Origin of the sequence: Oribacterium asaccharolyticum ACB7 (assembly GCF_000238075.1) — a bacterium.
Classification (GTDB): domain Bacteria; phylum Bacillota; class Clostridia; order Lachnospirales; family Lachnospiraceae; genus Oribacterium; species Oribacterium asaccharolyticum.
On the sequence record NZ_JH414504.1, the window covers coordinates 741,177 to 754,375 of the forward strand.

Annotated in this window: 12 protein-coding genes and 5 tRNA genes; all 17 read right to left on the reverse strand. The window is 45.3% G+C overall.

The features are described from left to right. Positions 1-45: 45 nt before the first annotated feature. Positions 46-924 carry an Hsp33 family molecular chaperone HslO gene (gene hslO / locus HMPREF9624_RS03360; protein WP_009536536.1) on the reverse strand — a complete coding sequence of 293 codons (879 nt, stop codon included), beginning with the start codon at positions 922-924 and terminating at the stop codon, positions 46-48. Beyond that, complete coding sequence (locus HMPREF9624_RS03365; protein ID WP_009429309.1) at positions 917-1,465, reverse strand: SEC-C metal-binding domain-containing protein; 549 nt, start codon at positions 1,463-1,465, stop codon at positions 917-919. The genes hslO and HMPREF9624_RS03365 overlap by 8 nt, the downstream gene beginning before the upstream one ends. Before the next feature lie 196 nt (positions 1,466-1,661). Beyond that, the gene (locus HMPREF9624_RS03370; RefSeq protein ID WP_009428530.1) at positions 1,662-2,906 is read right to left on the reverse strand and encodes an AI-2E family transporter; all 1,245 of its coding nucleotides are present in this window, start codon (positions 2,904-2,906) and stop codon (positions 1,662-1,664) included. Positions 2,907-3,346: 440 nt separating this feature from the next. Next, the gene (locus tag HMPREF9624_RS03375) at positions 3,347-4,108 is read right to left on the reverse strand and encodes a thiamine diphosphokinase (protein WP_009536537.1); all 762 of its coding nucleotides are present in this window, start codon (positions 4,106-4,108) and stop codon (positions 3,347-3,349) included. Between the two features lie 30 nt (positions 4,109-4,138). Then, positions 4,139-4,636: a nucleoside deaminase gene (locus HMPREF9624_RS03380; RefSeq protein ID WP_009536538.1), complete on the reverse strand. Its 498-nt coding sequence runs from the start codon at positions 4,634-4,636 to the stop codon at positions 4,139-4,141. A gap of 40 nt (positions 4,637-4,676) precedes the next feature. Further along, the gene (locus HMPREF9624_RS03385) at positions 4,677-5,873 is read right to left on the reverse strand and encodes a phosphopentomutase (protein ID WP_009536539.1); all 1,197 of its coding nucleotides are present in this window, start codon (positions 5,871-5,873) and stop codon (positions 4,677-4,679) included. A gap of 57 nt (positions 5,874-5,930) precedes the next feature. After that, on the reverse strand, positions 5,931-6,707 hold the full coding sequence (udp, locus tag HMPREF9624_RS03390) for a uridine phosphorylase (RefSeq protein WP_009536540.1): 777 nt from the start codon (positions 6,705-6,707) through the stop codon (positions 5,931-5,933). 29 nt (positions 6,708-6,736) lie between these two features. Then, on the reverse strand, positions 6,737-7,438 hold the full coding sequence (gene deoD, locus HMPREF9624_RS03395; RefSeq protein ID WP_009536541.1) for a purine-nucleoside phosphorylase: 702 nt from the start codon (positions 7,436-7,438) through the stop codon (positions 6,737-6,739). 209 nt (positions 7,439-7,647) lie between these two features. Continuing rightward, positions 7,648-7,727: transfer RNA gene (locus tag HMPREF9624_RS03400), tRNA-Leu, on the reverse strand. Between the two features lie 19 nt (positions 7,728-7,746). Further along, positions 7,747-7,819: transfer RNA gene (locus tag HMPREF9624_RS03405), tRNA-Lys, on the reverse strand. Positions 7,820-7,823: 4 nt separating this feature from the next. Continuing rightward, a tRNA-Gln gene (locus tag HMPREF9624_RS03410) sits at positions 7,824-7,895 on the reverse strand. 78 nt (positions 7,896-7,973) lie between these two features. Beyond that, positions 7,974-8,047: transfer RNA gene (locus HMPREF9624_RS03415), tRNA-His, on the reverse strand. 18 nt (positions 8,048-8,065) lie between these two features. Beyond that, positions 8,066-8,139 (reverse strand) — tRNA-Arg (locus tag HMPREF9624_RS03420). A 104-nt stretch (positions 8,140-8,243) separates the two neighbouring features. Next, positions 8,244-9,437, reverse strand: coding sequence for an RdgB/HAM1 family non-canonical purine NTP pyrophosphatase (gene rdgB / locus HMPREF9624_RS03425; protein ID WP_009536542.1), 1,194 nt, complete (start codon positions 9,435-9,437; stop codon positions 8,244-8,246). Between the two features lie 9 nt (positions 9,438-9,446). Next, positions 9,447-10,601, reverse strand: a complete 1,155-nt coding sequence (locus HMPREF9624_RS03430) for a THUMP domain-containing class I SAM-dependent RNA methyltransferase (RefSeq protein WP_009536543.1) — start codon at positions 10,599-10,601, stop codon at positions 9,447-9,449. A gap of 113 nt (positions 10,602-10,714) precedes the next feature. Beyond that, positions 10,715-11,362: a DUF1700 domain-containing protein gene (locus HMPREF9624_RS03435; protein ID WP_009536544.1), complete on the reverse strand. Its 648-nt coding sequence runs from the start codon at positions 11,360-11,362 to the stop codon at positions 10,715-10,717. Beyond that, a complete protein-coding gene (gene aspS, locus HMPREF9624_RS03440) occupies positions 11,355-13,160 on the reverse strand; it encodes an aspartate--tRNA ligase (RefSeq protein WP_009536545.1) in 1,806 nt (601 codons plus the stop codon). The genes HMPREF9624_RS03435 and aspS overlap by 8 nt, the downstream gene beginning before the upstream one ends. Positions 13,161-13,199 lie beyond the last annotated feature (39 nt).

Below are 13,199 nucleotides of genomic sequence, written 5' to 3' on the forward strand. Positions count from 1 at the left end.
TTCTTTTATATGCCATGCTGTTTTGGTGGATTTTCCCATATATTCTTATCTTTTCAAAAGCGCTTCCAATTCCGCTTCCGTAAAAATATAGCGTTTGTTGCAAAAATCACAACGAACTTCCTGTGCTTTATGATCGGAAATCAGAGACTCTATCTCCTTCTTTCCAAGCGAAATCAAAGCTTTCTCCACTCTTTCCCTGCTACAATTACAGAAATACGAAAGCTCTCGCTTTTCATGAATTTCAGGAGAAAAATCACCTAAGAGGAAGTCCAAAAGACTTTCGGGTGTATGACCGTCCTTTAACAGATCCGTAACCGAATGTACCGTTTTCAGCTTTTCCTCCAGCTTATCGAGTAAACTTTCCTCGGCGAAAGGCAAAAGCTGAATGATAAAGCCTCCGGAGGCTTCCACCGTATTTTCCTTGTTCAGCAATACTCCGAGACCTACAGAGGAAGGAATCTGTTCGCTGATACTGAAATAGGCGTTTACATCCTCCGCAATTTCTCCGCTTAAGAGCTGGGTCTGTCCTACATAAGGTTCTCCCAGGCCATTGTCGCGAATCACGGAAAGAAATCCCTTTCCCACTGCACCCCCAACATCTAAGTGTCCATCCGCCTTTGCCGGTAAAATGACATAGGGATTGGCACAAGTCGCCTTCACTGTGCCGTGAGAATCTGCTGTAGCAACCAGACTTTTCATCGGGCCGTCTCCCTTAACGGAAAGCGTAATCAAGTCCTTTTCTCCCTTCAAGTCCACTCCCATCATAAGCGCGGCACTCATCAGTCTTCCTATTGCCGCAGTTGCTATCGGTGAAGTATTATGAAGTTTTCTTTGCTCTTCCGCCGTATCTCTGGTCGAACAAACAAAAGCACGAATCTGCCCCTCAGCCGCTGTTGCTCTCAGTAAATAATCTCTACTACTCATTTGCGGAAAGTTCCTTTTCTCTTTCTTCGTCCTTTCTCATGCAACACTTCTTGTACTTCTTCCCGGATCCGCAATGACAAAGGTCGTTCGGGTAAATCTTCTTTCCCTCTCTTCTAACCGTACCGGACTTCTTCTGCTCCTTGTACAGTTCTTTTCTTCTCTCCTCGGATAAGATGTCGTTCCACTGCGGAAGGTCATAGAGCCAGGAAGCCTTTGCTTCCACCATGTTGTAGTACAGTTTCTCCGGATCAACCTGAATTTTTACCGTTGTATTCTCATCCATGCTGTCAATCGGATTGTGGAAACCGGCAAGGGACTCATCAATGCCGTCCAGAATGCCCACGAAAATAAACTCTTCAATCCCGAACTGCTCGGCAAGCTCCTTAACGCTCCCTTCATAAACCTTCTTCGGATCGGAAAGCACTTTCTCGTAGAAGCCCTTCTCCAAGGTAAAATACTTCTGCCAAAGTGCTTCCTGTTCATTCTTGTTTAATCCGTTCCCGTACGCTGCATTTCTCCAATTTTCTAATAATGTTGCCATCTCTTTTTCTCCGTTTCTTATAGACTCTTTAAAGAATGGAAAGCATTCTTCTATCTGTCCTTTTTCTTTTTTACAAGCGGAAAAGCTTAAGCCTCATCCATCCTGCCTATATCGAGCATATACCGTACAAGCCGCAATGCTCCGTGTAAACCGTATCATTATAACGGACTTAAAACTTTTTTACAATTCCCGACTCCTATTCTCCATGAACTTTTTCCGGAGAAACTTCTTTTGCCATTTTTTCAAAATCCTCATATTCGGCAGAAGAAACGGGCAACGCCTTTTTCCGTAAACGCTTATCTGCAGAACGACGCAGCGTATTTAAAATAACCGCCCAGAAAGGAACCGCAATAATCATTCCCACAAAGCCGAACAGACCGCCGAATAAGAGGATGGAAAAAAGCACCCAAAAGCTGGATAAGCCGGTTGAATCCCCGAGAACTTTCGGCCCGATAATATTTCCGTCAATCTGCTGAATGATAAGGATGGTTATCGCAAAATAAAGACTCTGCACAGGACTGGTGAGTAAAATCAGGAAAAAGCAGGGAATCGCACCGATAAAAGGACCAAAAAACGGAATGACATTGGTGACTCCCACAATTACGGAAACCAGCAAAGTATAGGGCATCTTCATGATGCTCAAAACGAAAAAGGTAATCACTCCGATAATCGCACTATCTATGATTTTTCCCAGAATAAATCCTCCGAAAACACGATGTACATATTGCAGTTCTTCAATGATTTCCTTTGCCTTCTTCCGGGAAAAAAGAGCAAAGAGGAGTTTTCTGAACTGCCGCCTCAAAAGATCCTTCATATTTAAAAGATAGACCATAACAATGAGTCCGATCAGGATATTTTTTACAATCGTCAGAGTACTCCAGATTCCGTTTGTAAAGAAGGTCGCCAGATTTTGCAAATGGGAGAAAATGGTTTGTGTACTATCCGTCGTTCCAACAAAAAATCGGCTGACTTCTTCATAGGTTTTTTCCACATAGGGCCTAATGTCGGGAAATTTTTCCAGAATAACCGTCAAATTGTTGTAGGAACGATTAATGGTATCCGGAAGACTGAAGTACAGACTCAGAACCGATTTCGTCAGTTCCGGAATCAGCATGGAAACTAAGCCGCTGGTTAAAAGAAAAAGAAACAAAAGACTCGCTACGGTTCCGAAAAATCCCAAGAAACGATGAGAAGCCTCCTTACGAAAGAGGGAATGATATGCTTTTCCTAAAACGGAAACCACAACATTATATACGGGACTCATCAAATACGCTAAAACCGCACCGTAAATAATAGGCATTAAAATCTGTAAAAATATGGCAAAATTCTGTTCTACAAGATAGAAGTTACTTGCCACAATGTAAACTAAAGAAACCGCCGCCAATACTGAAAAGGCGGTCAGTCCCCATTTTATCTGCTCTTTCCACTCTTCATGTTTCATTTTTCTGTCCCTTATTCTCAAAACAAATTTTATTTCGAACACTTACGAAGCAGCATCTTATAAAAAAAGCTCCACATCCACTGATATGAAGCATAAGTACAGGATATAAAACAGACTACCGAAGCGCCGTACCACACGTTTGACTCCTAGCTGATTGCCAGGTGGGTAACCTCACGGATATCTCAAGGATCCTTTACCGCGGACGGAAGGCTTGCTTTCCTTATCACAAATCTTGGAATCCCGTATGTCATATTTGTAGGTTCAAATTGTGTGGCCTCGAACGCCCCAGCAAAGTCTGTGTAAAACGATACAAAAAACTTTTCCAAGTCTTGTCCGCTCGCCTAAACGAGATATCGCACGCTCTGCACACGATACTCGTTATGCACGAGATATCGCACGCTTTGCGCACGACACTCGTTATAAATTATAGCAAAGGCTATTTATGCTTGCAAGACTTCGTAGCATAAAATCAAGATTCCGTTTTCTACCGAAATCTCCGCCTCTTTTCCAATAAATTCATTGCTGACTCCAACCGGTTCGGTACTAAATAAGCTGACGTTTTCCACCAGATACTTGAATCCTTTTTCCGTCACTCCCTTGGACTCCTCCGTAAAAGAAAAGGCGGAAAAATAGCCTTTATATTCTTTGGAAAATGTTTTTGTTCCGTTCTTCAGAGCCGTAAAAACCTGTTTTTCTCCGTACAGATATCCCTCCGCACCCGAAGCGGTCAAATAAGCCAGGCTTTGTAAAGCCGCATAGCTATGGTCCATTCTTGATCCTCCGAGTCCACCGAAAATATGAATTTCCCGAACTCCCTGTTCCAAAGCCACCTGAATTGCCGCATGAAGGTCCGTCTCATTTTTAATTCTCGGTAAGCGGATGACCGCAGAATTGTAATCTTTCCTTGTTAAAGAACTTTGTCCGAATATGACGTATTGCTCTTGCTCCTGCCCTATAGCTCCGTCGGAAAGATTTTTGGGGTCGGCTGAAGAAAGCAGCACTCCCTCTTCTCCGAATGGGTAAGAATCAAAATCTCCCAGAAGAAAATCCGGCTTGATTCCCTCTTCTTCACAGTACTTCATCCCTCCGTCTATGGCAATCACAAGATCACTTTCCGTCACGGAAAAAGGAAGCCCGTAGAAGCTTCCTGCCGCAATAAGAATGGCTCTCTTCTCTTTTTGCTTTGCAAATACTTCCCTCATCCGACCTTCCTTTTCCTTTTTGATTCCCGCTTATTCTTCCTTCAGTCTTAGCTTTACGAAAAATCCCTGCAGCAAAGCCCGTGCCTCTTCCGCTTCCAAGCCTTCCCTTATCTCTACGCGATGATTTAATTCTTTCATCTGCAGGATATTCATAACGGAACCGCAGAATCCCGCCTTGGGATTTCGAATCGCCATTTGCAGTCTGGGAATCCGCGCCTGTAAAATGGCTCCCGCACACATTGGACAAGGCTCCAGATTGACATAAAGCGTACAGTCTTCCAGTCTCCAGTCCCCTATTTTCTTGCAGGCTTCCTCTATCGCAAGAATCTCCGCATGACGCAAGGCATTTCCCAGCAAATTTCTTTGGTTAAATCCGCTTCCGAGAATTTGTCCGGCCTGAATGCCTTTTTCCTTACAGAGTCTTCCCATAGGGGAGTCCTCCTTCAAGCCATCATAAACAATGACCGCCCCTATCGGAACATCTCCGTTCTCTACCGCTTTTCTTGCAAGTTCTAAAGCTAAATCCATGTATTCTTTGTTTTTTTCAGATATACTTCTCATCTTGACACTAATTTATGATTTCGGATAGTACGGATTCTCCAACCAGACCGTCCGGCATTTTTACAGAAAAATTTTCCGCAATGCTTGCTCCGATTACGCCGAAGCTTTCCTGCTCATTTCCTTCTCCGCTCTTTATCCCCTTATAATAGGCTATAAGCGGTACCTGCTCCCTGGTGTGATCCGTTCCGCTGAAGGTAGGATCATTTCCGTGGTCAGCCGTAAGAAGCACCAAATCATCCTCTTTTATCACGGACAACAGTTTTCCCAGTTTCTCATCAAAGCGCTGAATTTCCTCTCCATAACCGATAGGATCTCTTCTATGTCCGTATATCGCATCAAAATCCACCAAATTCACAAAACAGAGTCCCTTAAAATCTTTATTTTCAGCCGCTGCAATGCACTGCTCCATCCCATGTACTGAAGACTTGGAATGCTCCGCCTCGGTAATCCCTTCATTGTCAAATATATCCGCAATCTTTCCAATGGAAAAAACCGTGAAACCGGCCTTCTCCAAGGCATTTAAAACGGTATCCCGAGGGGGCTTCACCGCCAAGTCATGCCGATTTGAAGTTCTTTTGAATTCTCCCGCTTTTTCTCCCACATAGGGTCTTGCGATGATTCTGCCTACCTTCCATTCCGGTTTCATACATATTTCTCTTGCAATTTCACAGCAACGGTAAAGCTCCTGTAAACCGAAAAATCTCTCGTCTTCGGGAGCCGCAATCTGCAAAACGGAATCTGCGGAGGTATAAACTATCATGGCTCCGGTCTTGATTTGCTCTTCTCCCAATTCATCAAGAATCGCTGTCCCGGAAGCGGATTTATTCCCGATAACCTTTCTGCCTGTTCGTCTTTCCAACTCGTCAATCAGTTCCTTCGGAAAGCCGGTTTCCGTAAAGGTAACAAAAGGAATCTCCGTTTTAATCCCCATCATCTCCCAGTGTCCGGTCATCGTATCCTTGCCGCTACTGGCCTCATTGAGTCGGAAGAACTTTGCAGTAGGGTGCTCTACCGGAGAAACACCTTTCAGTTTTTTAAAATTCCCGATTCCCATCTTTTGCAAATTCGGAATAGAGAAGTTTTCCATCTTTTCCGCAATATGTCCCCATGTATCCGATCCGCTATCGCCAAAATGCGCGGCATCTCTTCCGTTTCCAATTCCGAGAGAATCTAAAACAATTAAAAATACTCTTTTAAATTTCATAATCTTCCTTTCCCATTTCCTGACTCTCACTAAGAACGGTATGCATCCCGATTCTTCCTATATTTTTCTTTCTTTCCGAATCATTTCCTTAATGGCCTCTACCGCTACTTGTATCGATTTATCCGTATCATGATAAATCGGATTGGACAAGCCGGCCTTCACTCTCTCCTGATTGGACACGATAAACAGTACGGTTCCGATTTTCTTCTTCAGATAGGCACCCACTGTAAAAAGCGCCGCGCTTTCCATCTCCGACGCCTTACAGCCTAGTTTCAACCAGGCCTGCCATTTTTCCAGCAATTCCCCGGAAACGGGCAAATCTTCCGGTTTATGTTGCCCGTAAAAGGCATCCTTACATTGTACTACGCCTACATGATTTTTGAAACCGAGACGTTCCGCCGCTTCATACAACTCCTTTGTCACAAAAAAGTCTGCGGTGGCAGGCCATTCTATGGGAGCATATTCCTTGGAAGTTCCCTCCATACGAACAGCGGATTCCGCAATAACCAGGTCTCCGGATTCCACGGCAAGATCCATTCCTCCCGCTGTTCCTACACGCACAAAGACCTCTCCTCCGCACTTACAGAGTTCTTCCAAGGCGATGGATGCGGAGGGACCGCCGATTCCCGTGGAACATACACTTACTTTCTCTCCGAGTAAGGTCCCGGTAATCGTTATGTATTCCCTGTTGTCCGCAACCTGCATCGGATTATCAAAATACTGTGCAATCTTTGCACAACGCTTCGGATCTCCCGGTAAAATAATATATTTCCCAACCTCTCCGGGTCTTACGCCGATATGATAACATCTGTCATCTTCCGAATAATTAATCATGGACTCCTCCTTTTCTGAAGCAAATCACACTATGCCAGTTTTAATGCTATTTCCATCATTTCGGAAAAACCGGTCTGTCTTTCTTCAGGACTGAGTTCCGTTCCCTTCAGGATGTGATCGGAAATAGAAAGAATGGCCAGTGCCTTCTTATGGAGTTTGGCCGCATTCATATAGAGCGCCGCAGCCTCCATTTCTACACAGAGAACCCCCATACCGGCCCACTTCTTTGCCGCCTCCGGATAAACATTATAGAAAATATCGGAAGAAACCACATTGCCCACCTTAAAACGAGTTCCCAAAGCACGTGCCTCCGATACCGCCTGTTCCAATAAAGAAAAATCCGCAATCGGGGCAAAGCTGCCCGGCAATTCATATTGGTAGGCAAAACGGGAATCCGTACATGCCCCCTGTGCAAATACAATATCTTTCAAATCAATATCCTCATGCAAAGCACCTGCAGAACCGATACGAATAATACTTTCCACATTGTAAAACTGATAAAGCTCATAGGAATAAATGCCGATAGAAGGCATTCCCATTCCGCTTCCCATAACGGAGATTTCTTTCCCGTTGTATTTTCCGGTAAAGCCAAGCATATTTCGTACGGAATTAAAACACTTCACCTCTGTTAAATAGGTTTCCGCAATATATTTAGCCCGCAAAGGATCTCCGGGCATCAAAACCGTTTTTGCAATGTCTCCTACTTCCGCCTTATTGTGTGCTGTTCCCATAGTTCCTCTCCTTTTTTCTTTAGAAAATTATCCATTTTGTTCGACTTTTTCTCTCTCCGCACAAACTACAAGATGCTTTTCTTAGCATAAAGGCTAAGTGTGAAAAAGTCTACGGCAGAGGTTCTTAAGAAAGATAAAATTACAAAAAAATAGCGAGTAAACTCAAAAGGAGTTTTACTCGTTCAAGATAAACATCTCTATTTTCTTACTGCGGATGACAGGACTTGAACCTGCACGGTCGCCCACCAGAACCTAAATCTGGCGCGTCTGCCAATTCCGCCACATCCGCATGTCCCTTAAAAAAGGAATGAGACACGCGGGAATCGAACCCGCGACAACTTGATTAAAAGTCAAGTGCTCTACCGACTGAGCTAGTGTCTCATAACAGGGCCAGTTGGATTCGAACCAACGACTGCAGGCGTCAAAGGCCTGTGCCTTACCGCTTGGCGATGGCCCTAAGGCTGGTGAGTGCCACAGCTGCCACCCTCCAATATTGCGAGATAAGGGAAAATAAAAACCCTTCTCAAAAAAAAAGGGTGGCCACCGGGAGTCGAACCCGGGACCTCCAGAACCACAATCTGGCGCGATAACCAACTACGCTATGGCCACCATGCTATTCTCGCAAAATGATCCAGAAGGGATTCGAACCCCCGACCCACGGCTTAGAAGGCCGTTGCTCTATCCAGCTGAGCTACTGAATCGTAAACGCATCATGTGCGACTCGTTTATAGTAGCGAATTTCAATTTGTTTGTCAAGAATTTTTTGGTCAAAAGAATAGTAAAAATGCAGATTATCCAATCCATCTTAAATATAGCGGAGTTCCGTTCGAAGATTCCCCTTCTTGTCCAAATAAAACATGGCATAACTTTGCCTTCTGTTATCCTGCCTCGGAAAACTGATGGATCCGGGATTAATACACAGTACGCCGTTCACCGTACGTTGACAAGGCTTATGCGTATGCCCGAAAAGAGCCATACTGCAATTTCTGTCCTTTGCCTCATCTGCCAGTCTTTGTAAATCAAAATTCACTCCGTAAAGGTGACCGTGTGTAAGAAAAAGTCTTTCCTTTCCCAATCTGATTTCCGCCTCTTTTGGTAAATAAGCAAAAAAATCATTATTTCCCTGTACAAAATAGCTGTCACATTTCTTCGGCAAATGAGCACGAATCTCTTCTTCTCCCCCTTCACTGTCCCCTAAGTGCAGAAAACAGCTGATATCCGGATTGGCATCGATTAATTGAAACAGCGTTTCCAGCTTTCTATGATTGTCAGACACCACAAGAATCTTTTTTTCTTCTTCGGAAACGGTCTCCTGCGCTTTCTTCGAATCCTCCTTCGGCTTTCCTTCCTTCTTGTCTTCCGAAGCTTGTTTTCTCTCTAAATGCGCATTTTCTTCCTTCAGGATACGCACCATTTTTCGAAGCGCTTTTCCCCTGTGAGAGACTCGATTCTTTTCTTCCTCGGAAAGTTCCGCAGCCATTTTACCGCAATCCGGAATAAAGAAGATGGGATCATAGCCGAATCCCCCCTCTCCTCTTATTTCCTCTGCTATTTCTCCCTCGCAGCGAGCTTCCGTTTTTAAAGTCTTCCCGTCGGAAAGAATCGCCACGATTGCACAAGTATAGTAAGCATAGCGACTCTTATTGGAAGCCTCCTTAAGCATGGCAAGAATTCGTTTATTCTTCTCCGAATACGCTGTGTTTTCCCCCAAAAAGCGCGCGGAATAAATTCCGGGGCCGAAGGAAAGCGCCTCAATGGAAAGGCCGGAGTCGTCCGCCATCACGATATCTCCATCCTGTAGAATCCCCTTCCCTTTCAGCTTTTCATATAAGTCACGTGCTTTGATCTCCGCATTTTCCAAAAAGGAGCTGCCGTTTTCCACAACATCTCCCAATTCCCCGATTTCTTTCTTGCTTTTGATTTCCCCCGGAAATTCCCGCATGATTTCCCGAATTTCCCGTAACTTATCTTCATTATGCGTTGCAAAGATAATCCGCATTTTACGCACCTATTTCCCTTTGTACTGGTAAAAATATGTCTTCATCATTCCGTTGTAGATTTTTCTGTTTTTATCGGCCTTGCCGAGGTATTTTTCCGCCTGTTCATAAGCCGTAATCAGACAAAGCTGCCACTCGGAAAGTCCCTCGAAGGCCTCTCTAAGCTCTGTATAGAGCAAGGGAAGATTTCGTTTATCCTCGATTCTCTCTCCGTAAGGCGGATTCGTCAAAATGTAGCCGTGCTTCTTACTGTGCGACAGTTTTGCCACTTCTCTTTCCTGAAAATGGATGAGCTTTGCCACCCCCGCTCTTTCCGCATTTTCTCTGCAAACGGGAATCATCGCGGGATCAATATCATAGCCCTGAATATCCACCATTTTTCCGAAGCTGTTTTCCTTCGTTTCCAGTAAGTGCCGGTCAATATTGTCTTCCGCTTCTTCCAGTGCACTGTACCATTCCTTCTTCGGAATGAGATTCAACCATTCTTCCGCCGTAAAACTCCGTTCCATGCCCGGTGCAATATTGGCTGCAATCATAGCTGCTTCAATCGGAAAGGTTCCGGCACCGCACATCGGGTCTACAAAGGGTGCATCATCTCTCCACTTACTGAGAAGAATGAGGGCTGCAGCCAAAGTCTCCTTAATGGGTGCCTTTCCCATTTTCAAACGGTACCCTCTCTTATGCAAAGACTCTCCGCTCGTATCCAGGCAAACCAAAACCTCGTCCTTATAGAGCGAAACACGAAAGGGATACTTAGCCCCGTGCTCCGAAAACGTAGTTTGATGATAAACGGAAGCAAGCCTGTCTACCATCGCCTTCTTCATCACCGCCTGAATGTCTCTCGGGGAAAAAAGCTTGGATTTTACGGAGCTGGCCTTCGTGACCCAAAAGGAAGCATCGACAGGAAGGAAGTCCTCTAAAGGAAGGGCCTTTGTGCCCTGAAAGAGATCCTCATAGCTCTCCGCATGAAAGGATCCGACTTTCAATAGCACTCTTTCTCCTGTGCGAAGGAAAATATTGGCCCGCACGATAGCTTCCGCGTCCCCGATAAATTGCACCTTTCCATCGCTCACGGAAGAGACCTCATAACCGAGGTCATGGATTTCCTTTTTGCAAATGGACTCCAGCCCAAAATGACAGGGTACAATCAATTCAAATCTTTGCATTTTTCTCCTTTATCGCTTCACAATGATAAAACGAGATATCGCACGCCTTGCGTACGATACTCGTTATGAATCAGTCGAAAAAGAGCATTTTCATCCATGAGCTGAACTGCCCTTTATCGATTCAATATCCCCGAAAGCAACCATAAAATCACGGCAATACAGAGCACCGGGAAAAGGATCGGTGCAAGGAAAGACAGAATTCCCACAAAAACCAACACCGCCAGTACCAAAAGTGCAATCACAACAATGGTGAAAATGAGGCAACCGGTACTGCTTACCGGAATATAAGGCCTGTAACCGTGGTTTTCTCCGCCGTTACCGTAGCCAGTGTTATGATAGTTTGTGTTTTCTCTATCTCCATAAACTCTTCCGCCGCTGTAATTTCCGCTTCCGCTCGAACTGCTCTCCCGTCTTTCATAACGAAGGCTTTCCGTTTCGGAGTCGAACCTGTCTTTTTCGGAAGCCATTCCCTGATAACGCAGGTCCTCTTCATCCGAAGCATAGTTGATGTCTTTCTCCTCATAGCGGAAGGGAGTGGTTCTTGCCACACGGTCTCCTCCCGCATCAGCCGCTTCAATAATGCTTCGCGCCAAAAGATTCGGGGCGGAGAGCTCGGCTACTACTTCCTCCTCTCCTCTTCCCTTGCCCATTTCCGTATCAATATACTCACTATAAAACCGAAGCTGTTCCTCAATAATCTGTCCTGAAACAGAATTGATAAGCTCCCCTCTTAAAGCCTGTAAAAATTCCTTTTTATTCACTCTTTTCTTCCTCGGCTATGACAGCAATATTCAAATCCAGAAGCTGCTGCGGATCAAATACCTCAGCAGGGGCATCCATCATGGCATCCGATCCGTCCTTGCCCTTCGGGAAGGCAATCACATCACGAATCGTTTCCGCACCGACCATCCACATTGCCAGTCTGTCCAAGCCATAAGCAAGACCTGCATGAGGAGGAACGCCGTACCGGAAGGCCTGCATTAAGAAGCCGAACTGCTCATTTGCTCTCTCCGGTGTAAACCCAAGCTTCTCGAGCATTTTCTCCTGCACATCACTCTGGTGAATACGCACGGAACCGCCTCCAAGCTCTGTTCCGTTTAAAACAATGTCATATGCCTTGGCGCGAATCTTCGAAAGATCTGTATCCAGGTAGTGTAAATCCTCTTCCATCGGCATGGTGAAGGGGTGGTGCATAGCCTGATAACGTCCCAGCTCCTCGGAATACTCAAACATCGGGAACTCCGTAATCCAAAGGAACTTCCACTGTGTCTTATCGATTAAGTCGAGTTCCTTTCCAAGCACAAGCCTCAGTGCTCCCAAAGAATCCCATACCACATTTTTCTTTACATCGGAAACGAGGAGAAGTAAATCACCCTTTTCGAGTCCCGATGCTTCTACAAGTCTCTTTGCATCCTCTTCCGAAAGGAACTTTGCAAAGGAAGACTTTACCGTACCGTCTTCATGTACGCCGTACCAGGCAAGCCCTTTTGCGTGATAGCCCTTAACCAGCTCCACATAGGAATCCAGCTTCTTTCTGGGCATCTCCGCCTGCCCCTTTACCAAAATACCCTTTACTGTTCCGCCGGCCTTTGCACAGTCGGAAAATACGGAAAATCCGCAGTCCTTTACCGCCTCCGTAAGCTCAATAAGAGGCATATCAAAGCGAAGATCCGGCTTATCGGAGCCATAGTGATTCATCGCATAGTCCCAAGTCATCCTCTGCAGCGGAAGGGCAATATCCACATTGCAAACTTCCTTAAAGATATACTTTAACAAGCGCTCATTTACCTCCAGAACATCCTCGATATCCACGAAAGAAAGTTCCATATCCACCTGAGTAAACTCCGGCTGTCTGTCCGCTCTTAGATCCTCGTCTCTATAGCATCTTGCGAGCTGAAAATAACGATCCATTCCGGAAACCATAAGAAGCTGCTTTAAAAGCTGCGGAGACTGGGGAAGCGCATAAAAGGCACCTCTGTGGAGTCTGGACGGCACAAGGAAGTCTCTTGCTCCTTCCGGTGTGGACTTAATGAGAGTCGGTGTTTCAATCTCCAAAAAGCCCTCTTCGGACAGGAAATGGCGAATAAGCTGAGAAAGTCTGGCACGCGTCATAATTTTCTTCGCAAGGTCCGGTCTTCTTAAATCCAGATAACGATACTTTAATCGAAGCTCTTCCTTCGTCTTGGAATCCGCTTCGATTGGAAACGGAGGGGTATCCGCTTCCGCAAGGATACGAAGGCTCTTTGCAACAAGCTCGATCGAGCCGGTAGAAAGTGCCGCATTGCTGTCCTTTCCACGGCTTCTCACTTCTCCCTCTACGGCAATGACATACTCCTGCTTTAGCTCACTTGCCTTCTCAAATACCTCGCTACCGCATTCCTGCTCCTCAAAAAGAATCTGCAGAATACCGGAACGGTCACGAAGGTCGGTAAAAATAAGACCGCCCTTATTTCTGGACTTCTGTACCCAACCCATCATACAAACCGTTTTTCCGATATAGCTCTCTCCCAGCTCGGCACATCTGGCCGTTCTGTGTAAACCTTTCATTGACTCTGCCATAATTTCCTCTTTTCTTTTCCGTTCTATATAGTCTTTTTA

What these genes read in the sequence shown, in the direction of transcription:
- HMPREF9624_RS03385 (WP_009536539.1), bottom strand. Translation starts at nt 5,873, where the DNA reads ATGAAATTTAAAAGAGTATTTTTAATTGTTTTAGATTCTCTCGGAATT.
- HMPREF9624_RS03380 (WP_009536538.1), bottom strand. Translation starts at nt 4,636, where the DNA reads ATGGATTTAGCTTTAGAACTTGCAAGAAAAGCGGTAGAGAACGGAGAT.
- udp (WP_009536540.1), bottom strand. Translation starts at nt 6,707, where the DNA reads ATGATTAATTATTCGGAAGATGACAGATGTTATCATATCGGCGTAAGA.
- deoD (WP_009536541.1), bottom strand. Translation starts at nt 7,438, where the DNA reads ATGGGAACAGCACACAATAAGGCGGAAGTAGGAGACATTGCAAAAACG.
- HMPREF9624_RS03370 (WP_009428530.1), bottom strand. Translation starts at nt 2,906, where the DNA reads ATGAAACATGAAGAGTGGAAAGAGCAGATAAAATGGGGACTGACCGCC.
- aspS (WP_009536545.1), bottom strand. Translation starts at nt 13,160, where the DNA reads ATGGCAGAGTCAATGAAAGGTTTACACAGAACGGCCAGATGTGCCGAG.
- HMPREF9624_RS03430 (WP_009536543.1), bottom strand. Translation starts at nt 10,601, where the DNA reads ATGCAAAGATTTGAATTGATTGTACCCTGTCATTTTGGGCTGGAGTCC.
- rdgB (WP_009536542.1), bottom strand. Translation starts at nt 9,437, where the DNA reads ATGCGGATTATCTTTGCAACGCATAATGAAGATAAGTTACGGGAAATT.
- HMPREF9624_RS03365 (WP_009429309.1), bottom strand. Translation starts at nt 1,465, where the DNA reads ATGGCAACATTATTAGAAAATTGGAGAAATGCAGCGTACGGGAACGGA.
- hslO (WP_009536536.1), bottom strand. Translation starts at nt 924, where the DNA reads ATGAGTAGTAGAGATTATTTACTGAGAGCAACAGCGGCTGAGGGGCAG.
- HMPREF9624_RS03375 (WP_009536537.1), bottom strand. Translation starts at nt 4,108, where the DNA reads ATGAGGGAAGTATTTGCAAAGCAAAAAGAGAAGAGAGCCATTCTTATT.